General features: G+C 42.9%; 21 protein-coding genes. 13 read left to right on the top strand and 8 right to left on the bottom strand.

What is annotated here, in order from left to right; translation table 11 throughout:
- Nucleotides 1-12 precede the first annotated feature (12 nt).
- Nucleotides 13-396: a hypothetical protein gene (locus L2729_RS14205; RefSeq protein ID WP_248988853.1), complete on the top strand. Its 384-nt coding sequence runs from the start codon at nt 13-15 to the stop codon at nt 394-396.
- Between the two features lie 48 nt (nt 397-444).
- Here the strand turns inward: L2729_RS14205 and L2729_RS14210 are convergent, their stop codons facing one another.
- Together L2729_RS14210 and L2729_RS14215 are read right to left on the bottom strand one after the other, a co-directional pair.
- The gene (locus L2729_RS14210; protein ID WP_248988854.1) at nt 445-1,002 is read right to left on the bottom strand and encodes a VOC family protein; all 558 of its coding nucleotides are present in this window, start codon (nt 1,000-1,002) and stop codon (nt 445-447) included.
- 78 nt (nt 1,003-1,080) lie between these two features.
- A complete protein-coding gene (locus L2729_RS14215) occupies nt 1,081-1,563 on the bottom strand; it encodes a L,D-transpeptidase family protein (RefSeq protein ID WP_232775184.1) in 483 nt (160 codons plus the stop codon).
- A 230-nt stretch (nt 1,564-1,793) separates the two neighbouring features.
- On the opposite strand from L2729_RS14215, the gene L2729_RS14220 reads away from it, so the two are divergent.
- Nucleotides 1,794-2,627 (top strand): ion transporter, encoded by an 834-nt coding sequence (locus L2729_RS14220; protein WP_248988855.1) that lies wholly within the window; start codon nt 1,794-1,796, stop codon nt 2,625-2,627.
- Nucleotides 2,628-2,723: 96 nt separating this feature from the next.
- Nucleotides 2,724-4,259: an MATE family efflux transporter gene (locus tag L2729_RS14225; RefSeq protein ID WP_248988856.1), complete on the top strand. Its 1,536-nt coding sequence runs from the start codon at nt 2,724-2,726 to the stop codon at nt 4,257-4,259.
- Between the two features lie 20 nt (nt 4,260-4,279).
- Here L2729_RS14225 and L2729_RS14230 read toward each other — a convergent pair whose 3' ends face one another.
- On the bottom strand, nt 4,280-4,495 hold the full coding sequence (locus tag L2729_RS14230; protein WP_248988857.1) for a DUF2986 domain-containing protein: 216 nt from the start codon (nt 4,493-4,495) through the stop codon (nt 4,280-4,282).
- 530 nt (nt 4,496-5,025) lie between these two features.
- Here L2729_RS14230 and yqfB point away from each other — a divergent pair.
- The 4 genes from yqfB to L2729_RS14250 all read left to right on the top strand — a co-directional run bounded on the left by yqfB (nt 5,026) and on the right by L2729_RS14250 (nt 10,546).
- Nucleotides 5,026-5,331, top strand: coding sequence for a N(4)-acetylcytidine aminohydrolase (yqfB, locus tag L2729_RS14235; RefSeq protein WP_248988858.1), 306 nt, complete (start codon nt 5,026-5,028; stop codon nt 5,329-5,331).
- Nucleotides 5,332-5,487: 156 nt separating this feature from the next.
- A complete protein-coding gene (locus tag L2729_RS14240) occupies nt 5,488-6,099 on the top strand; it encodes a TetR/AcrR family transcriptional regulator (RefSeq protein WP_248988859.1) in 612 nt (203 codons plus the stop codon).
- Nucleotides 6,099-7,439: an efflux RND transporter periplasmic adaptor subunit gene (locus tag L2729_RS14245; RefSeq protein ID WP_248988860.1), complete on the top strand. Its 1,341-nt coding sequence runs from the start codon at nt 6,099-6,101 to the stop codon at nt 7,437-7,439. Before L2729_RS14240 ends, L2729_RS14245 begins: the two co-directional genes overlap by 1 nt.
- Nucleotides 7,436-10,546, top strand: a complete 3,111-nt coding sequence (locus L2729_RS14250; protein ID WP_248988861.1) for an efflux RND transporter permease subunit — start codon at nt 7,436-7,438, stop codon at nt 10,544-10,546. Before L2729_RS14245 ends, L2729_RS14250 begins: the two co-directional genes overlap by 4 nt.
- 44 nt (nt 10,547-10,590) lie before the next feature.
- Here the strand turns inward: L2729_RS14250 and L2729_RS14255 are convergent, their stop codons facing one another.
- Nucleotides 10,591-11,016 (bottom strand): hypothetical protein, encoded by a 426-nt coding sequence (locus L2729_RS14255; protein WP_248988862.1) that lies wholly within the window; start codon nt 11,014-11,016, stop codon nt 10,591-10,593.
- Between the two features lie 373 nt (nt 11,017-11,389).
- Nucleotides 11,390-11,797 (bottom strand): GFA family protein, encoded by a 408-nt coding sequence (locus L2729_RS14260; protein WP_248988863.1) that lies wholly within the window; start codon nt 11,795-11,797, stop codon nt 11,390-11,392.
- Between the two features lie 311 nt (nt 11,798-12,108).
- Between L2729_RS14260 and L2729_RS14265 the strand changes: the two genes are divergently transcribed.
- The 6 genes from L2729_RS14265 to L2729_RS14290 all read left to right on the top strand — a co-directional run bounded on the left by L2729_RS14265 (nt 12,109) and on the right by L2729_RS14290 (nt 16,455).
- Nucleotides 12,109-12,843 carry a DUF1538 domain-containing protein gene (locus L2729_RS14265; RefSeq protein ID WP_248988864.1) on the top strand — a complete coding sequence of 245 codons (735 nt, stop codon included), beginning with the start codon at nt 12,109-12,111 and terminating at the stop codon, nt 12,841-12,843.
- Nucleotides 12,843-13,628 (top strand): DUF1538 domain-containing protein, encoded by a 786-nt coding sequence (locus tag L2729_RS14270; RefSeq protein ID WP_248988865.1) that lies wholly within the window; start codon nt 12,843-12,845, stop codon nt 13,626-13,628. The genes L2729_RS14265 and L2729_RS14270 overlap by 1 nt, the downstream gene beginning before the upstream one ends.
- Nucleotides 13,618-13,968, top strand: coding sequence for a P-II family nitrogen regulator (locus L2729_RS14275; protein WP_248988866.1), 351 nt, complete (start codon nt 13,618-13,620; stop codon nt 13,966-13,968). Before L2729_RS14270 ends, L2729_RS14275 begins: the two co-directional genes overlap by 11 nt.
- Nucleotides 13,965-14,369: a CBS domain-containing protein gene (locus L2729_RS14280; RefSeq protein ID WP_248988867.1), complete on the top strand. Its 405-nt coding sequence runs from the start codon at nt 13,965-13,967 to the stop codon at nt 14,367-14,369. The genes L2729_RS14275 and L2729_RS14280 overlap by 4 nt, the downstream gene beginning before the upstream one ends.
- Before the next feature lie 305 nt (nt 14,370-14,674).
- Entirely contained in the window at nt 14,675-15,388 is a 714-nt protein-coding gene (locus L2729_RS14285) for a DUF6090 family protein (protein WP_248988868.1), read from the top strand.
- A 470-nt stretch (nt 15,389-15,858) separates the two neighbouring features.
- Nucleotides 15,859-16,455, top strand: coding sequence for a DUF6624 domain-containing protein (locus tag L2729_RS14290; protein ID WP_248988869.1), 597 nt, complete (start codon nt 15,859-15,861; stop codon nt 16,453-16,455).
- Between the two features lie 171 nt (nt 16,456-16,626).
- Here the strand turns inward: L2729_RS14290 and L2729_RS14295 are convergent, their stop codons facing one another.
- The 3 genes from L2729_RS14295 to L2729_RS14305 form a co-directional block, all read right to left on the bottom strand.
- Nucleotides 16,627-16,983: a glutathione S-transferase N-terminal domain-containing protein gene (locus L2729_RS14295; RefSeq protein ID WP_248988870.1), complete on the bottom strand. Its 357-nt coding sequence runs from the start codon at nt 16,981-16,983 to the stop codon at nt 16,627-16,629.
- A 79-nt stretch (nt 16,984-17,062) separates the two neighbouring features.
- Nucleotides 17,063-17,710 (bottom strand): Type 1 glutamine amidotransferase-like domain-containing protein, encoded by a 648-nt coding sequence (locus L2729_RS14300; RefSeq protein WP_346347762.1) that lies wholly within the window; start codon nt 17,708-17,710, stop codon nt 17,063-17,065.
- Between the two features lie 226 nt (nt 17,711-17,936).
- Nucleotides 17,937-21,089 (bottom strand): DUF748 domain-containing protein, encoded by a 3,153-nt coding sequence (locus L2729_RS14305; protein WP_248988871.1) that lies wholly within the window; start codon nt 21,087-21,089, stop codon nt 17,937-17,939.
- Nucleotides 21,090-21,212 lie beyond the last annotated feature (123 nt).

The following is a 21,212-nucleotide window of genomic DNA, read 5'->3' on the forward strand; positions in this document are numbered from 1 at the left end:
AACAGAGAGCAGATGATGAATAACCGAACATTTTTAACCGTAAACGGCACTATTTATGTGATATTTGCATTGGCTTTATTTTTTATTCCTGCTTTGATGTGGCCGATGTACGGCGTTGAAATAAATGATCGATATGCTTATTTTTTGTCTCAACACACGAGTATATTCCTAGGCGGTATAGCGGTGATTTGCTTAATGCTAAGAGATATAGAAGTAGGCCAAACCGCTAATAAGTTATTTAAGGCACTGTTTATAACTAACCTGCTCGGGGTGATGATCACTGTCTATGCTGGAGTCTCGGGTATCTTTGTTGGTCTCGGTTGGAGCGACCCTGCGTTCTTTACATTGATGGCTATTTTGAGTTATTTACAGCTGACGAAACAAAAGCCACTCTAAGAAAGTAACCTAAAAACAGCAATCTAAAAGGTTGCTGTTTTTATAATGCTAGGCTTCAGACGCTATCACCGCTTTTATTCCGTGGGGGTGAACCTTTACGCACAGACCATTTTTCTTAAAGGCGATAGTCGGGTTAGCAAGTCGCTCTTTATCGCCCTTTGGCGAACTCTGTTTAACCTTAATATCGGTTGTGCCGGCAATGATAGGCGCAAGTGTTGGCACGGCGCTAACGAGCTGTTGGCTTAACGACTCACAATCAATGGCATTGCACTTAAATACCAGCTCGACATGTTCCCAACCTTGTTGTGGGTATGTTTTTTCACCAGGGTAAGGCAGTTCAACACAATGGATCTTAGTATCATTTAGCATGAGTGGTGCATCAAGCTCAATAATCAAGATGGGCCTGCCATTGATCATGTTGTCAGAGATGATATTACCGTGTTTTGCAAATTGGCTTCGTAGCTCATTGGCAGCGACTGTGGTATTGACGCGTAAAGCGCTGTGATCGCATTCTAGATTAAGGGTGTCTAGTCCCAGTTCACCGATAAAGGCGGTAATTGATTGGCTGAAGCTGGGCCAACTTTGGCTTAATTGCTCGTATGTCATAACAAAGGTTTCCTGATAAACGTCAGACTGAGTCGATGAAAGATAATTATTCAGCCTTGTAGGCTTAACAAATAACGGCTAAGGCCAGATTTCGATTGGAGTGCCCGCGTCAATCGCACGCCATAACTCATCCATTTCAGCGTTGGTCACCGCGATGCAGCCATCGGTCCAATTGTAATTTTGTGCCTCTTTTGGACTCAGGTTTGAATGGGGGTTCTCACCATGGATCATTATCTGTCCTCCTGGCTGAATTCCTAAAGCATCGGCGCGTAATTTGTCTTCATCATTAGGGTAGGAGATATGAATTGAACGATAGTAGGCACTGTCTGACTTTTTATAATCGAGTAAATAACGGCCTTCAGGAGTGCGTTGATCGCCTTCGGTCAGTTTATGTCCGACAGGGTTATCGCCCATCGCTATTCGATAGGATTTGAAAATTTTGCCCTGGCTTAATAATGATAAGCTTGCTGTTGATTTGGTGACGACGACTAAATCGGCTTTGTCGCTAGCGAATGAGAGGCTTGGAATTAGACTACATAACAGCAGTGTTACTTTGAGCATGGAAAAACAAATAAAACGCATGTACAACCCTGAGCATAACGCCCTTAGCTTGTGAATATATGACTTATGTTACCTCAAAAACCTTGATTGTTGATGTATACGGATAAGATTATTTTTGAGCTCTTGCGGTTTGCGTGTCACACTATTCGTATCATCTATTTTAATGCCTTGATAATTCGGTTTAAGTCGAATGAGTTTAAAGCACTGTATAGCAAGGAACAGCGGTCAAAATGGTAAATGAAACGGATTCAGAAAGCTTATTAAAGCTTAAACTTCGTCGAATAATTTTTGGAACTGATACTCCCGCAGGCCGCTTTTTCGATATCAGTTTAATGGTCTGTATTATCCTTAGCGTGATGTTGGTTTTTCTTGATACCGTTGCACATATCCATCAAAAATATGGCGAGATAATTACTGTCTTAGAGTGGGGCTTCACCCTCATTTTTACAGTGGAATATTTACTGCGTTTATATTGTTCAGCCAGTCCGCTAAGTTACGCTAAAAGCTTTTATGGGGTAGTGGACCTGTTATCCATACTGCCGACTTATTTAGCGTTAATATTCCCAGGTGCCAATTTCACCATGGTGATAAGAGTCTTAAGACTATTTAGAATATTTAGAGTATTCAAGCTTTTACGGTATTTAAGTGAAGGTAATATACTGTTACGAGCAATGATACAATCGAGCCGTAAAGTCTTTCTGTTTTTCTTCTCGGTCAGTTTAATCGTCGTGGTGTTAAGTTCAATCATGTATGTTGTTGAAGGCCCCAATAATGGCTTTACTTCAATTCCAAAATCTATCTACTGGACCATCGTCACCATTACCACTGTTGGCTATGGCGACATTACCCCCGGCACTAACTTAGGGCAGGCAATTGCCGCATTTACGATGCTGTTGGGTTACTCCATTATTGCTATTCCTACGGGTATTCTCACCGCGGAGATCTCTCAAGAGATAGGGAGAAGTAAAGATTTACGCCGTTGCAGTAATTGTTTGAAAGTGGGCCACGAAAACAGTGCATTGTATTGTGATAAGTGTGGTAGCGAACTTGAAACGGATATTTAGCGTTGTTTGAGTGAAGCGAGTTCAGCCAATACTCATAAATTAAAGCTGCCCCGACATTAAAGGTGCATCAAAATTAGCCACAGGCTAAGAGGTTTTATGGCAGTAGCCAAGTTTGTACAAGGATCGATTCTGCGGCATATTTTGACGATGAGTTCAACGGCTGCCGTTGGTATATCTGCGCTGTTTGTGGTCGATTTGTTGGATATGTTTTTCTTGAGTTTATTGGGTGAACAAGAGCTTGCCGCCGCCGTGGGCTATGCAGGCACCATTTCATTTTTTACGACCTCTATTGGTATCGGGTTATCCATTGCTCTGGGCGCGCTAGTGTCACGCTCTATTGGCGCTAAAGAGATGAAAAAGGCCAAGCGTTTGTTACTGAATAGCGCTGTGGTCACTTTGTTAATCAGCATCGTCGTGGCTATCAGTGTCTTTCTTTGTATTCCCGAGCTGCTGAGCCTTGTGGGCGCAACCGGTAAAACCGCGGAACTAGCAGCAGATTACCTCTATATATTAGTGCCTTCATTACCGTTGATTTGCTTGGCAATGGCGCTAGGTAGCGCCTTAAGAGCCGTTGGTGATGCAAAATTGTCGATGATATCAACTTTAGTCGGCGGTGGCGTCAACGCGATCTTCGACCCTATTTTTATCTTTATGTTTGCGATGGGAATAGAAGGCGCCGCAGTGGCTTCTGTTTTAGCCCGCTTGGCGGTACTTATAGTGGCAGCAAGAGGGGTAATGGTTAAGCATAATTTATTTGGTCGCTTTAATAAGGATCATTTTATTGCTGACTTAAAGCCAATTTTTGCGATAGCGGGACCTGCAATGCTCACCAACGTTGCAACACCGATTGGTAATGCTGTTGTGACACGTGCGATTGCTGATTTTGGTGATAGTTATGTTGCGGGTTGGGCGGTATTAGGCAGGTTAATTCCGGTTTCATTTGGGATGATTTTTGCCTTATCGGGCGCCGTGGGACCGATTGTAGGACAAAATTATGGTGCTCAGGAGTTTGGACGGGTGAAGGAGTCATTGACCCGTGCGATTCAGTTTTGTAGCGCCTATGTAGTGGTGGTCTCAGTATTGCTATTTGTAAGCCGTAATCAAATCGTCAACGTGTTCGACATGAAAGGTGATGCCGCGGAGTTGATTTTATTCTTTTGTAGTTATATTGCGATATTTTTCATTTTTTCGGGGGTGTTGTTTGTCGCAAACGCTTCATTTAATAACTTAGGTAAAGCTAAGTATTCGACGTTATTTAATGTCGGTAAAGCAACGATAGGGACTATCCCATTTGTGTATTTCGGGGCTAAGTGGGGCGGAGTTTACGGAGTACTTGTGGGCCAAGCTATAGGTTCCATTATCTTTGGAGTACTTGGTGTGTTAATGGCTTATCGTTTAGTGGATAAGGTCAGAGGTCTTACCGAAGGACAGACTAAAACGAGTGGCGTGCCGCAGACTGCTAGAGCTGAAGTGGTAAGTGAGTTTGATGAGGAATTAAGTTTAAGCAGCCAAAGTCCGTTGTCTTCTTCATGTGCAAATATGGCAATGGTGACAGAAGAGCAGGATTGTGAAGCGAGTAATGAAATTGCTGAGCTTATTGGTGTGAAAGGCAAGGGGCCATCAACCAAGTAAGCTCAATAACACAAACCTAATTAGCTGGCTGGTGTGGCATCAGCTTCACTAGTATCGATAGATACTTCAGTCGCTGTAGCGCTCTGTGCCGCTAACTCTTCAGCTTCAAGCTTAGCTAAATTCTCAGCACGTTCAGCCTTAGATACGTATTTTTTGATCGTAGGAGGAGTGTGCTTATTTAAACGAGCCTTGGCACGCTTCGCCGTCATTTTGATCATTTTCTGTTTTTTGTTCATGTGTTCTCTACGATACGTCAATCTAAGACAAGCTTAGCGCATTGTGCGCCAAGCTTGAAATCGGAAGCGGATTTTACCCTAAAGCTGACCGCTACGCCACAGTACCGACCCCAATTCCTTAAGTATGTCGTTAATTTGTAGATATTCAAACAGACAAATATGTGCTGATGTTGATTTTAAGATGGCTAGCGAATACAGTTTGGGGCATTTTTAAGCGGATAAAAGGCCGCTATACTGGTCTACAACTCACTCTTCATTAGCGGCGATGACATACGAGCTTCGCCTTGATATCACAACGTATTTCGGCACTATGCAACAGTTGCGGGCGTCGTGTTAATAGCGTAATCGCCAAACAAACTCTAAATGCACAATTTTGCATGTCTAGAAGTGACAGAGTTCAAGACATCAACTTGGAGTAATTGTTATTCTCGGCTTGGGCATACGGTTCCGCTCTAGCTTCTGCATTTAATCTCCAGGGTAGGACGAGATCACTAGCCTTAAATTAACCGACACATTTGAGTAGAGATAAAATGCAAACGATCACTTTTTTCCAACGTTTTGAGAATGATATTCTGGCAGGTCGTAAGACAATCACTTTAAGAGATAAAAGTGAATCTCACTTTGAAGCTGGCGAAACGGTCAATGTGGCCAATTTAGAAACCGCAACCTGTTACGGTCAGCTACACATTCTAAGCGTCGCTTGGGTTAAGTTTGACGACTTAAACTCGTTGCATGCCCAGCAGGAGAATATGACTCTAGTAGAGTTAAAGACTTTAATCAGAGAGATCTATCCAGAAATCCAAGCGCTTTATCAAATTAACTTTAAATTGCTATAGCCATAACTTGAACCATTTCAATCTGTTTAAACTCATTTCAGTGGGTCCAATGTTTATTCACAAGCAGGGTTTTTGAATAACGATAAATCATGCAATATCAACATCGAGCAAGTAGACTTAGCGTTATTCAAGTGAATAACGCTAAGTAGACCCTTCATGACCGATCAAAAAAGCGAATCTGCTACCCAAGTACGAGACAGCCTTATCCGCGCTGCGCGTATCTGCTTTATTGCTTCAGATTATGACAAAGTGAGTATTCGCAAAATCGCTGAAGAAGCTGGGGTCAATATGGCGATGATCCGCTACTATTTCGGTAATAAACTTGGCCTATTTGAAGCTATGATTGCCGAATTTATCTCGCCAGTGTTACAACGTAGCAAAACGATTAACCAGGGTGATAACCCACTAAAGATGTCAGATATTTTAGACAATTTTTATCAAACGATGACAGAGACTCCCGATTTTCCCCGTTTTCTGTTTAGGCTCATGAGTTCAGAACATTCACATGAAGCCAAAGGAGTCATTTTTAAGCTGTTCACGCCATTAGCCAATCTAACGCCAATGCCGAAGCCGCTGTTAGACAAGTGCAGTGATACCGATCCTATGTTGGTTAAGATGTCGATGATGAGCTTAATGATCTTCCCCTTTGTGATCCCACTATCAATGGCCGAGCTGCACGGATTTGAATTAGATGACGATTTTTATCAAAGATTAGCAAAACACAATATTAAGTTACTCGAGAAAGGTTTATTTGGAGAGCAAGACTGATGGATGTAATTAAGGGTAAACGTTGGTACTTTTTCCCCGCTGTCGCCGTAGGTGTCGTAACGTTATTTTCAGTGATTATGTTTAAGGGCCATCCCCCTCTAGAGGAGCAGTCGGAGCAAAGTAAGTTGGTAGACGTTATTGCGCTGCACAAAAGTTCTGTTGTCGCTCAAGTCGACGCTTTTGGTCGTGTAGCACCAAAGGTGCAATGGCAACTGTTGCCTGAAGTCGGCGGTAAAATTATTTACAAGCATCCAGATTTAGCCGTCGGAAAAATGATCCCCGAAGGGACTTTGCTATTATCGATAGATCCGCTCGATTATCAAATTCGTTTAGCGCAAGCACAAGCCGATAGAAAAGCATTAGAGGGTCAACTGATCGGTAAAGGGTTACAGCTTGAAAATCTTAAGTTGTCACTTGAAATTGAAACCAATCGCTATGATCTGGTCAAATCCGATCTTAAACGTAAAGAGACGTTAAGAAAGCAAAATTTGATCTCTCAATCTGAACTTGATGGTGAGCGCCAGAATGTGCTGGTTCAAAAGCAAAAAATTCAAGATTTAAACAACAACCTTAACCTAATGCCAAACGAAACTGATGTGCTACAAGCGCAATTGTTACAAGCCGTTGCGCGAGAAGATGAGTCACAAAGCCAGCTCGATAAAACGGAAATTCGCCAGCCATTCGAAGGCCGAGTTTCCGAGGTCAATGTGGAAAACAACCAAGTTGTTTCGCCACAACAAGTACTGGCAAGGATCAATGGAACGGAGATCATGGAAGTTGAGGCGCAGTTATCGCTCGCCGATCTAATGACATTAATGAAAACCGTCGATAAGCCAACATCTTTGAATAAGGAGTTACCCAATGCTGAAACGCTTGGGTTAACCGCCGAAATCACCCTTAAAAGTGCTGCTTATGTCTTTAAATGGCCAGCAAAAATAAGTCGTATTGGCGAAACTGTTGACCCAACATTGGCCACGGTCAGTGTAGTTTTACAAGTTAAACAGCAATATCGCGAACTCAAAATTGGCCAATCACCGCCGTTAGTTCACGGCATGTTTGTTAGCGCACGTATTAAAGGCAGTGCAAAAGACTACTGGATGGTGTCTGAGCGGGCTTTACATGGTGATAAGTTGTATTTAATGGATAGCGAGAACCGCTTGCAAATAATTGACGTACAGGTGTTATTTCGTCAAGAAGGACATGCTGCGGTGCAAGGCGATCTTAATGACAATATGCAGCTGGTATTGACCGATATTATCCCCGCAGTAACCGGTATGGCGCTGCGCAGTCATAACAGCAATGCTGAGGTTTCAAACACAAACGAGGAGCCTGCGCTGTGATTGCCTTTTTTGTGCGTCATCCTACAGCAACTCATCTATTGATGTTGGCGCTTATTATTTTGGGTATAAAGGCATTACCTGAGCTAAAGCGTGAAACGTTCCCTGAGTTTTCGCCTAACTACATCAGTGCACGAGTAGTGTTACCAGGCGCGTCACCCCAAGACGTTGAAGAAAACCTTTGTTTACGCATGGAAGATGCGATCGACAGTCTCGGCAGCATTGTTGAAACTAAATGTGACGCTTTGGAAGGCGTTGCACAGATGACTATCAAGCTCGATGACAATGCCGATTTAGGGCGTAATCTGGTCGATGTTCAAACAAAAATCGCATCAATTAAAGACTTCCCAGCAGAGATAGAACCCCCCATCGTTGAAGAGCTTAACTTTAATGAGCCGATCATCGATATTGCATTGTCGGCATCAACCAGCAAACCAGAGTTGAAAGACTATGCAGAGGATTTTAAGCGGCGTTTAAAGCTTGATACCAGCATTCGCCAAGTTGAGATTGCTGGCTTTTCGCAACATCAACTATTAGTCGAGATCTCGCTTGATGCACTCAAGCGCTTAGGCATGAGTGTTGCCGATGTCGCTGCTCAAATTGAACAGCAAAATGTGCAGCTACCCAGTGGGACGTTAGAGACCGCAAGTAAGAACATCTTGATAAGGTTCGACCAACGAGAAGTTGAAGCGGATAAGCTGGCCAATATCGTGATCCGTTCTAATGCCGAGGGCGGCGTGGTGCGCTTACGAGATGTCGCCAAACTGACCGACAGATTTGAATTAGATGAAGATCATGTTCGTTTTGATGGCGAACCTGCGGCCATTCTTACGGTGTTTAAGAACAAATCACAAGACTCTCTGCGCTTAAAAGAGGAAGTGATGGGCTTCTTAGAGGCCGAAAAATTACGCACTCCCAGTGGCGTTAATATCAGTACCTCTAATGACTTAAGCTCCTTACTGTGGGACCGCCTTACTATGCTAACTAAAAATGGTTGGCAAGGGGTGTTACTGGTCTTTTTATGTATGTGGTTATTTTTCAGCTTTCGCTATTCATTTTGGGTCGCAATGGGCTTACCTGTGGCATTTATGGGTAGTCTGTTCTTTATGGCGCAAGTGGGGTTGACGATCAATATCATGACCTTGGTGGCTTTTTTAATGGCGATCGGGATTATGATGGATGATGCCATTGTTATTGCTGAATCGGTTGCATCGCATATCGAACGTGGTTTAGATAAAACAGAAGCGGTGATCAAAGGCGTTAAGCGAGTACTGCCGGGGGTTGTTTCATCATTTTTAACCACGGTATTTATCTTTTCTAGCATCGCCTTTATGGAAGGTGATATGGGTAAAGTGCTCAGAGTGGTGCCGCAAACACTCTTGCTTATTTTGACCGTGAGTTTGGTTGAAGCATTCTTGATTTTACCGAACCATTTAGCCCATGCAGCTAAAGGAAAAGATCGTAAAACCAGTCGATTTAAAACCGAGTTTAACCGCCGATTCGAGCATTTTAGAACCGTCAATTTAGTCGCCGCTGTGGAGTGGGTTATTGCTTGGCGCTATGCCTTTATGGGCGCGGTTATTAGTTTGTTGCTGATATCAGTATCGTTAGCTGCGGGTGGAATGGTTAAGTTTATTGCCTTTCCTGAGCTTGATGGCGATGTGGTGGAGGCGCGAATAATTTTGCCGCCGGGTTCTACATTAGCGCAAACAGACTTCGTGGTTGCCAAGATTGTTAGCGCAGCACAGGTGTTGAATGAAAAATATAGCAAAAATGAAGATGGTCAGCCGTTAATACAGCATATTACGGAACGGTTTAACTTCAATAGTGATGCCAACGAGAGTGGCGCGCATGTGGCGACGGTTAAGATCGACCTGCTCAGCGCCGAGGTGCGGCAAACACGGATAAACACCTTTATCCGTGAATGGGAGCAAGGCGTAGGCGAATTAGCTGATCCCATTGCCATTGTGTATAAACAGCCGAAAATGGGACCTGCGGGCCGCGCAATAGATATACGTCTGCGTGGTGATGATTTACAGCAGCTTAAATCTGCGTCAATTGATGTGCAGCAATACATTAGTGGTTTTAACGGTGTATCGGGTGTCATGGACAGTATGCGTCCTGGTAAGTCTGAAATCTTAATGACCTTAAAGCCAGGAGCAGAGGCATTTGGTGTCAACGGCATGATGTTAGCGAGCCAATTGAGGGGCGCTTATTTTCATCAAACAGCAGATTACATTCAAGTGGGTCCAGAGAGTATTCAAATTGATGTGCAACTCGATAAAGGGGACGCTGCAAAACTTGAAAATCTGGCTAACTTTCCTATTACTCTCAATACGTCTGGCGAACAGGTGCCGCTGTCAGCCGTGGCAGATTTCACTTGGCAACGTAACTACGTCAAAATTTCACGTTTAGACGGTATGCGCTTTGTTACCATCACTGGCGAAGTGGATACTCATTTAGCCAATGGGGGAGAAATTAACACCGCATTTAAAGAGGAACTATTACCCAAGCTATTAACGCGTTACCCAGGAGTGCGGGTCAGTTTTGAAGGTGAAGTCAAAGAAAGTTCCACGACTCGAAACTCAATGGTGTCCGGCTTTATTCTGGGGCTATTGGGGGTATTTGCTATCTTGAGTTTGCAGTTTAAGAGTTACCTTGAGCCGTTAGTGGTGATGGCGGTAATACCGTTAGGCCTTATCGGTGTTTTCTGGGGACATTTACTGCTGGGGTTTTCCATGAGTATGCCTTCGATAATGGGATTTATTGCGTTGTCTGGGGTGGTGGTTAATGACTCGATATTGCTAGTGCAATATATTCGTTTTCATGTGGATGAAGGGCAATCTGTGCATGAGGCGGTAGTGAGTGCCAGTAAGGAGCGCTTTAGAGCCGTGTTTATTACATCACTGACCACTGCTGCAGGTATGTTACCGCTGCTACTTGAAACGAGTATTCAGGCGCAAGTATTGCAGCCATTAGTCATCTCAATGGTGTTTGGTATTTTTGCTTCGACCGCGCTGGTGCTATTTATGGTACCTGCTTGTTACGCAATATTAGAAGACTTTGGCAAAGTGAGTTTTAGCGCTAAAGGTAATGAGCTAAGGGCATAATACGGATAACAAGGGTCTCTTTTGAGGCCCTTGTTATCGCTATTTTAAGAATCAAATCTGGCGATATCCTTCTCAGTGGCCCCTTCTTTGCACTCGCCTCGAATACTGCCACGGTCATACTGAATGGAGCGGCTGATCTCGATATAACCTTCTCTGCAATATCCGGTCATCTCAATTGTCTGGCCAAGACCATGTTCAATTTTCTGCGTCCAAGCCGTTAAATCAGGTCCTTGATAACGTTTTTTAGCGCGTTTCTTTTGTGATGCTCGCTGCTCATGGGGCAGAGGAACTTGCTGAGCATTATTATCTTTAACTAGCTTAGCGCGATAGGTGAATAGTTTTAAGCCATTACTTTTGATATCTGTTTTAAATGAATCAGTGAGTTGACCTGCGAACTCTTCTGGCACTATTTCGCTAGTAAAGCTGCAGGCTGAAAGTAATAAAATTAACAGTAGAGGGTATTTTTTCATTATTGTTTTTATGTTAATAATTGGTTTCTATTGATCAGCATAACGTATATTTAAGTAAGTTAGCAGGGGCTTTAGCTGTTTTTACATTAGGCTACTTTTGTATTAGAGGGCTTGGAGGCGGTATTTACTGATGACGGAGTATCTTATTACACTTGTCAGCAGTATTAGTTGTCACGTTTGCAATCAATATTTGGTGGCTTATCAACGTCAGTGTCAGTGCCCACATCGAGGTACAATTTCAAGAGTTGGTGATGCTTCTAGTGATGCACTATATTCATTATATACCAACCCCATTGGCTGTTTGATTGAAGTCACTGATGACTGGAAAAATGTATTTGTGCATGCAATAACGGTCTTTAGTGAGGGGGCTCGTTTAGCTTCTCGATTGAGGATATTTAACGCAAGTGTCATTTAAGGCTAACCACTGTAACTGACTATTAGTGTGAATATGGTAGCTGGGCTGGACAGCATTTGGCTCATCCAGTGATACGATAGACAATGTTAGATAGCTGGGATGACGAGTATCTCTAAAGGTTAATTGCGAACCACAATGATGGCAAAAACCACGCCTTACAAACTCTGATGAGTTAAATTCGGTTACCGAACCCACTAACCAGCATACTTCATCGATATTAAAATCCATCCACGCACCTAACACCGACCCAGTGCTTTTTTGACATTGACGACAGTGGCAAAAATCAGCTGAAAATGGAGCTGCCGTTATCTGATATCTTATTGCGCCGCAAAGGCAACCGCCGAGTTGTAAACCCTCAATTGTCATCAACCTAGCCCTATAATTCATTTTTCTAAGCGTGAGTGAATTAACCTTATCCTTATTTATTACCTTTGTCATATACAGGGGGAATCAACGCGATTGAGTGTATGGTCAATAGTGATAAATGTTGCGAATAATAGTCACTTTCATCTGTTAACACGGGTTTAATACCCCTAGCGTACTTTTGTGGATATGTAATCCACTAAGAGGTAGTTAACACCATGACCTGGCTCACATATATCAACAATAATGTTAATCATTTGTTGTGATTTATATTGGTTTTGGCAGACTGAAGTTGTAGCCCCAAAGGAGTGAGTATGGCTTCAATTATTCAGTTATTAAAAGCGATGCTAAATAGCTTTAAAGATCTTATCCCTATCATTCTAGTGGTCAGTTTTTTTGAGATATTTGTATTGCATCAAGCGCCAGATAATCTGTTTTCTATTCTAATCGGTCTTATTTTCATCATCGTAGGTTTAACTTTCTTTGTGTTTGGCCTTGAAATGGGGCTGTTTCCGATAGGGGAGTCTCTAGCGCAATCATTGGCGAGAAAGGGCAGCGTATTTTGGCTGGTCGTGTTCTCATTTTCGCTAGGGTTTGGTACCACACTGGCCGAACCCGCATTAACCGCGGTCGCTAATGAAGCGGCTGAGGTTGCCGCAGAGGCAGGCGCCATCGTTAAGAGTGAAGCTTCAATGGACAGTTATGCTCTGGGGCTTAGACTCACCGTCGCCTTATCGGTAGGGCTTGCAATCCTATTAGGCGTGGTGCGAATTTTAAAAGGCTGGCCAATCCATTACATTATTATTGCTGGCTATATCTTGGTGATGGTGCTGACCTCATTTGCACCAGAGAGCATTATTGGCATCGCCTATGATTCTGGCGGCGTGACCACCTCAACTATCACAGTACCTTTAGTTACCGCGCTCGGCGTTGGATTAGCCAGTGTCATTAAAGGTCGAAACCCCATGTTAGATGGCTTTGGCTTAATCGCTTTCGCCAGTTTAATGCCGATGATATTTGTACTTATTTACGGAATGGTGGTGCTGTAATGGAGATGCTATTAAAGGTACTTAACACCTTGATGTTAACTGCGCGTGATGTCGTGCCCATCGCAATTATTCTATTTGGCTTCCAGCTAGGGGTGTTAAAACGTCCAATTGCCAACTGGCGCAAAGTCGCCGCGGGTTTCGTTTACGTTATTTTAGGCTTGAGTTTCTTCTTAGTCGGTTTAGAACTGGCGCTATTTCCCATCGGCGAGACTATGGCTGAGCAACTGACCTCACCCGCGTTTATCCATGCGGACGACCCCTCTATTACCATCAACGCATGGCAAGATTACTACTGGGTTTATATCTTTGCTGCTGCCATTGGTTTTAGTACCACGATTGCTGAGCCCTCGCTAATTGCGGTGGCCATTAAAGCCAATGAAGTCTCTGGCGGCACTATCAGTATTCAGGGGTTACGGATCTCCGTAGCCATTGGCGTTGCCTTTGGGATCAGCCTAGGTTGCTTTCGAATTGTGGTTGGCGATCCCATTCACTACTACATTTTAGGAGGCTATATTATTGTGGTGATCCAGACTTTTTACGCTCCAAAAATGATTGTGCCACTGGCGTATGACTCTGGCGGCGTAACAACCTCCACCGTTACCGTGCCTTTGGTGGCTGCACTGGGATTAGGGCTGGCGACCAACGTCGATGGTCGTAACCCGCTGATTGATGGTTTTGGCTTAATCGCTTTTGCCAGCTTATTTCCGATAATCAGCGTGATGGCTTATGCCCAACTGGTTGAATACAAAAACAGAGCTCAAAAGGAGCGAAATAATGCGCTTTAAACTCATTATTGTCTTTATAGACGATGCTTGTACCGACGACATACTTGATGCTGCGAGAAGCAAAGGCGCTACCGGTGCTACTGTGATTAATCATGCTCGTGGCGAAGGGCTCAAGAAGCAAAAAACCTTTATGGGCTTGTCACTCGATATTCAGCGCGATGTGGTTTTGTTGCTGGTGGAAGAGCACCTTAGCCGAGCGATTTTAGAAACAGTCAATAAAGTGGGCGGATTCGATAGCGATTCAGGAAAAGGCATCGCGATTCAAATCGATGTTGAAGATGCTGTTGGTGTTGCGCATCAAGTACAAAAGTTGAGTCATGATATTGAGGATCAGATATGAATAAGTCAACCCTAGTCAGAAACCATGATGTGATGTGCCAAGATTATGCCATGGTAGACGGGCTACAAACCGTTGCAGAGGCCATTGAGCAAGCCGTTTCACATAAAGTGAATGTGTTGTTCGTTAATAAGCGCCACGATGACGACGAATATGGCATGGTGCTGATGAGTGATATAGCCAAAAAAGTATTAGCACTAGATAAAGCCCCTGAGCGAGTCAATATCTACGAAATCATGGTTAAGCCGGTACTGGCAGTGGATGGAAAAATGGATGTTCGCTATTGCGCGCGCTTGTTTGACCGCTTCGGCATTACCAAAGCGCCAGTGGTCGAGCAGGGTAAAATCGTCGGTCTGGTGAGTTACCACGACATCGTGCTTAAAGGAATGATTAACAAAGGATAGTGATGGTGGTTATCGTGTTGGCATGTAGCCTTTAAAAGGCTGCATATTGCCGTGCGAAAGCTATGCTTATCAATGATTGTTCAAGCTTGCAGGCGCCCCCTATTTTTAATAAACAAGCACGCTTTTTTTCTCCGACGAAATTGTGCTTTTTATCGGTTCGTTGTGGGGGGAATTGATTTATAACAATTGCTTAGTGGTAGCCGCTTGAGTTGCGCTAATGGAACTGGCAAGAACATTATCGTGCTGCCATTGAAACAGCGGTTAGCTGCATTCGAATATAGCGACAATAAATATAGGGGTTAATAGTGTTTTTACAGTTAAAGAGAATACGCCATAACCTTCTAAGTGATGGCAAAATTGGAAAATACATTTTCTATGCTATTGGCGAAATATTTTTAGTGGTTGTTGGTATTCTTATTGCGCTGCAGGTCAATAATCATAATATTGAGAAGAAAGCAGACTTAGTTGAATTCCAATATTACCAAACGATGCAAACCCAATTAATCGAAGACCAAGAGCTTCTCAGTGCTGAGATATATGGCATAACAGAGCGTATAAACGACTATGTTGTTGGGGTTGAATTGATCGTTGATGCCGATCGCGAACAACTAAATAAATTAGCCGCTAAAGTGTATCGGCTACTTGAATATGGGGACTTTAGGCGAAAAAGCAGTGTGTACCAAACATTGATTTACAGCGGTGAAATAATCCATATTAAAAACAGAGGTATTGTAAGCAGTTTACAAGAACTCGAACGTACCTACCAAATCGTTGAGCGGCTTGAAGTAACACAGGCAAATCTTGTTATGACTCATACCGCTCCGCTTATCAACGAACTTCTAGATTTCGAATCTGGAGAATTGGTTTTTCCAGATTTGGTTTTTACTCATAGTTTTAAAAATAGATTCTCTCTCGCTATTCGTCTTGCGAGTGAAAAAAAGCAGGAACTTGAGCATGCTCTAACGGTGATTGAGCATACACTCAAAGCGATTGATGCTGAGTTAAGGGTAAAATTATAAAAATGTATGACCGTTAAAAGCTAGGTTCATATCGAACAGATAGGATAGACAGTGCCACTGCGTCCTATCTCAAGTATTGAACAAGCTCGAGATAGAAAGAATTTGTACCTTTAAATCGCTGAATGTAACCATAGATACCCATCATTCCACTGAATTTTGGCATGTTTTACATGGCCAGTCGGAGCGTTGCAGGAGGTAAGCCGCTATTGTGAGCATTTAGATAAACGACCACGGCATTTCCCCTACAGTTGCCAGTACCTGTAAGCAGATTAAGCACCTCAAAATCCAATATTATCAACTCAATCATTCGTTATTAAACGTTATCAATAGAGAGGGGGCTGAAAGCTTCTCAACTAAAGAGTTGATGTACGCTGACCGTTGATTTCACGTTAAAAGCGAAGTATGTTGTTGATTATCAATGGCTGGCTAAGATTTACGTTACCACGATTATGACAGGGAGTGTTCAGTGTATGCGTTATCTATTTATTATATTGTTAATACCTTTTTATTCTTTTGCAGAAATAAATTCTTCACTTCAGAGTGAATTGATTAGAATGGGTGTTGCAGACCAAAATATTCGAAATGAAGTTGGAAAAGCTGGGTGGACAAATGCACCGAAAGAATTATTAGAAAAACTACTACAAATTGATGAAAGCAACACCATTAGACTAAAAGCTATCGTAAAAGAGTATTCATGGGTAACTAAGGATCTAGTTGGGACTGAAGGACTGGGAGCTGCCTTTTTGATCATACAACATTCACCTGATGTTACGTTTAAAGAACAAATGCTACCTCATTTAAAAAAGTCATATTTAAATGATGAGGGCATTACAGGGCAACAAGTTGCACTTTTAACTGACAGAGTATTAATTTCACAGGGGAACAAGCAAATCTATGGTACTCAAGCTGATATTAGTGACGGTAAAGTTGTTTTTAGTCCCATCGAAGATGAAGCTAATGTAGATAAGCGACGTGCAGACATGAAAATGCCACCATTAGATTTATACTTGAAACTGATGGAGGAGATGTATGGAATAAAAGATCATCCTGAAATTGATCTTAATTAATGTGAATATAATAAGCTTGGAGTAACCATAGACACGCATCATTAATGGTACGTGAAAAGCGAAGTATGTTGCTGATGAGCAATGGCAATGGAATAACTTTTGAGTTTATGGCCAAAAAAAAGTAGCATAAATGCTACCTTTCTAGTCAGTTTTTGCTAAACGCTTTGGCGCTTAAGCAAACTTCTTATCTAAAAATCCGATAATGGCTGACGACTCATACATCCAAGTTGATTGTCCTGCTTCTTCAATTTTCATACATGGCACTTGAAGTTTGCCGCCTTCAGAAAGCAAGGTGCTCTTATGGGGCTCTTGCTTAGCATCGAGTGTGATGATGTTAAGACCTTGACGACGTAATGAACGACGTACCTTCACACAGAAAGGACAAGCTTTGTATTCATAGATGGTCATACTCTTAGTAACGTCATCTACTTTTTGCTGTTCAGCGATAGGACGCTTAAGCTTTTTTGGAGTGAAAATAAAGTTAAAAAACAAAATGATCCGGCCTAGCACCCAACGAATAACAAACATTTACTGCCCTTAATGTGTTTTGATTCGCGAGGATTTTACCCCATGCGATGCTGGGTTAACAGCCTTGATTAGAAATCGTTTATTTAGCGTCAAAATCAATTAACCTTGGTGCGCCATATATTGCTATTTTCTTGTCTGCTAGCAACAGCGCGTCATTGTCACCACACAAGTAAACAGCATGTGTAAGTGATTTAAGCTGTTGGTTAAAAGTGCCCCGGCTCAATTGAATGCTTTCGAAATGCGGCACAAATTGGAAGGGGACGAGGTTTAATGCATTTAGCTCTTCTTGTGGGCCTTTAACTTCATCACCGCAAAGTGCTGCGCTGGCGATTGATGGCGTTAACAAAATTGCGCCCGCACTTACGCCCACGATAGCACCGCCATTCACTGCAAATGTGTTAAGAGGTTCAATGAGCTGTCGCTGCTTTATCGCCTGTAGGAATCGCTGCGTATCGCCGCCTGAAAGATGGATCACGTCACAAGTTAATAATGCATCAAGCGCTTGCTGGGAAAACTCGGATTCAAGTTCCAAATAAACATCCATCTCAGCGTTAAGGGCTGAGTAGATTTGTTGGGTTTGTCTGTAATATTCCTGCTTTGGATCAGGCGCTGAAGCGATATAACCAATTTTCGGCGTAGTAACCTCTAGCCTTGAGAGTAACTTACTGATGGCTAGCTGTGCATTGGGCGCCGTGGGCTGGCTGATAAGGGCGAGATTGATGATAATTAGTCCATTAAAGTGCTATTCAAATAAAGTGCGATTAAAAATCACTGTATTATTCACATACCGAGTTAAACACTACCTTAGCGAATGAGGTTAAGAAAGGATTATCCATGTTAATGGGTCTATTAAGCCGAGGTTTAGTGGTGTGTTAACGAAATAAACGCAATAAAAAGGCACCTAAATTAAGGTGCCTTATATCGTGCGGGATGTGCTTAAATCTGCAGCCGCTTTAGTTCGCCGTTAATGTCAGTAACGCTTGGCTGGCGCCGGTATTTAAATCGACTTTGCTATCGAGTAAAAAGACCCTTTCTGGTGCAACGGTTTTATTGTCTGCTAAGAAGTTCTTAACCGCACTGGCTCGCTGCTGTGCCAAGTCACCTAATGCATCATTAGAGATCCGCTGGCCGCCGAGGCTGAAATTATATAACGCAATATGCCAACGGGTCGCTAACTCCTCAGCGGTAAGGGCATTATCTCCTTGATGATCGGTTTCAATCGCGATTTTTACATCAATGGCCGGAGTGGCAATTTCTGTTTCATAAAGTAATTTTAGTGCATCAGATAATGCGCCAGATGTCGGATAGGTACTGGCAGTTAAGTCCGCTGGCATCTGTTCTACTTCTATCTGAGCTAGCTGCGCTAGCTTTTGTCGCAATTGCACTTCAGCCAGTGCGCGGTTGTCTTCAGCCACATTAACGGCGCCTTCGACATTTAGTTTTAGCATAGGTCTATCTGCTAAGCCTTTGGCAAGAAGCCCTAAGGTCTCCTTGGCCTTGTCGTCCAGATTAGCGGTACCGGCGGGGAAGTTCACTTTATCAAGTTCATCATCCTCGCCACCTAATAAGCCAGCAAGAAGCGAGAAGGGCGCGGTAACGGCTTTAGTGATGACGTTAGTAAATGCGGTCATCACAATACTGCCAATGCTGAAACTCGGCTCGTCTAAATCCCCAGATACTTGCAAACCTAAATCAATAACGCCATGCCTATCTTGTAATAGGGCGATAGCAAGTGTGACTGGCAAGGTGGTAGCCAGTCCACTGTCACTCGGTTTTCCGAGTTGAAGTTGATCGACCACTAAGTGGTTATCACCCTTTAGTTGGTTGTTTTCGAGTCGGTAATTAAGATCTAACGATAATTGGCCTTTATCAATATAGTAACCAGCGTAAGTGCCCGAATAAGGGTTTACAGAGGTAAGCTCTACATGTTTGAAACTGAGCGCTAAATCTAAGAAGGGTTGCTCGAGTAATGGATTGATATCGCCTTTTAACGTAACGGGGGCATAGCGGTCAATTTTGCCTTTTATGTCAACCGATGCAGTCTGTTTACTCGATGATGATAGCTGAGTGATTTGCCCATCAAGTTGTTCAATACTGGCGGCAAAATTAGGCGTGAGTGAATTATCGGCGAAGAAGGTAGAGCCGTCATCAAAGCTGATTTTATTGATGCTAATGGCCATGGCAGTAGAGGTGTCTTTACCATTTTTACTCGCTAACGGCGCTGATGCTGGTTGTTTTGTCGGTGAGGCTTCTGCCGCATCGCTTGCAACCTCTGGGTTGCTATTGCTTACCATTAACTCGCCAAAGTTGGTGCTTTTATCTTCAGCGATAATGATACGGCCATAGGGCTGCTTTAGTGCTATATGATCAATTTCAATGCTATTGGCGGCTTTATCGAAGCCAAATTGATTTATATCGACACTTTTCCATTTTAGCAGTGTCTTTTTTTGCACGGTATCTTTAACGAGCAGGTCGTTAATGTTGATCGCACCATTATAGCTAAGTTGCTCGGCAGCATTGTTTAGCTCTAACGTCCCTTGGGTAGAAAGTTGGCCCTTTTTTACATCAATATTGAGATAGGGACTGAGATAGTTCTGAAATTGGCTTAAGCCTAATTTTGACAGTGCTAACTGATTAACCGATTTCTGCTGCTTAATATCGATGCTGCCATTGGATGATAATGACCCTTGCTGATTAATATTGAGCGAGAGTTGATAGTCTATGGGCGTTGATAGGTCGGCATTAATTTTGTCGGTGAGTAGCTTAATGTCGCTTATCTGCCACAGTGTTCCTTGGGTGACTATTTTCTCGTTAAGATTGACTTGGTAATTCTCTAGCTCAATAGCATTTAACACCGCAGTCCAAGGCAAACTTGCTTTGGTGTTATCAATAGGATTGTTAGACGCTGATTTTTGCTGGGTCGCCGCTGATATTTCCGCTAGCTTTGGCTGTAATAGCCTTTGTAGGTTACTGCCTTTTTGGTCCAACGTCGTGTTAACCACCAAGCCTTGAGAACGCAGTCGTTCGGCTGTGACTGTTTGCGCATGTAAATCAAGGTTAATACCTTCAACTGAAAAAGTCGGTAAGCTTGCAATAATGGCATCACTGTTTTTCAAGGTGATATCTTCGAGCTTTACCACTCCATTGTTTGTTGTCACTTGGAAGTAGTCGCTCTTTTCCTCGAGGCGGTATTGACTATCGACACTGAGTTTACCGCTTGTTAGATTGGCAATAAATTGCTTTTCAACAAATGACCAAAACTGCGGCAGTTGGATATTGGTTAATTGGATATCACCCACAATGGACAGCGGTTCTAATTGAACCACACCCTGCGTTGTAATCTCCCCGCCTTTATTACCGACAAGATGGATTGCATAATGATTACTTTCCTCACCCTCTTTGGTCTGCATTGACGCTGACAGCGCATTTTGAGAATCAAAGGACTGAATATGCAGATTCACTTGGGGGTAGAGCAGTTTTCCTTGAGTGATGTTGTCGATAAAACGCAAGTCAGCATCAACGATAGTCAAATTCGCAACCATAAAGTGGGGTAAGCCGGTTGATGGTGCCGACGGCTCTTCAGGCATTGATGCGCTATTTTGAGCTAGAGTATCGAGGATGTCGCTGAAGTTGAAGGTCAGATCGTTATCAGCTTCGAGCCTTTCAACATGAATCGAAGGTGCTAGTAGTGTGACATCTGCAATGCTAAAAGCAGTATTGAAAATGGAATGCCAAAAACGAAATTCAAAAGCAAGCTTTTCAAAACCAACAAATTCATTACTGTTTAGGTTAGTCTTAGCCTCTTGTATTTGAAATTGGTCGATAGCCACTTTTAAGGTAAACGGGTTTATGCGGACATCGCTTAATGTCACGCTGCGCTGGAGCATATTTGATAATTGCTTCGGCACCTGCTTAACGGCAATATAGGGTATCAACAAGCCTAAAATGGCGGTAAAAATAAGATACAGCGTCAGCGCAAGCGCAAGCAGGCGTTGGTAGCGGGGGAGTTGGCGGTATTTATCTCTAAATCCAGTAAGTGTTTTTGAGGCAATAGACATACTGACCTTTACTTCTCTATGATGAATGAGCACTCGTTTCTGCTGCATGGAAGCTAGTGCTAGGCTTGCGATAATTTGTCGCAAAACGATTACAAAGCAGAAATGGGCTTGTATAATTTTAGCTACATTATTATGGAAGTGCGCTTGAGATCATAATATTTTTTGTTATTA

Origin of the sequence: Shewanella gelidimarina (assembly GCF_023283945.1) — a bacterium.
Lineage (GTDB): Bacteria > Pseudomonadota > Gammaproteobacteria > Enterobacterales > Shewanellaceae > Shewanella > Shewanella gelidimarina.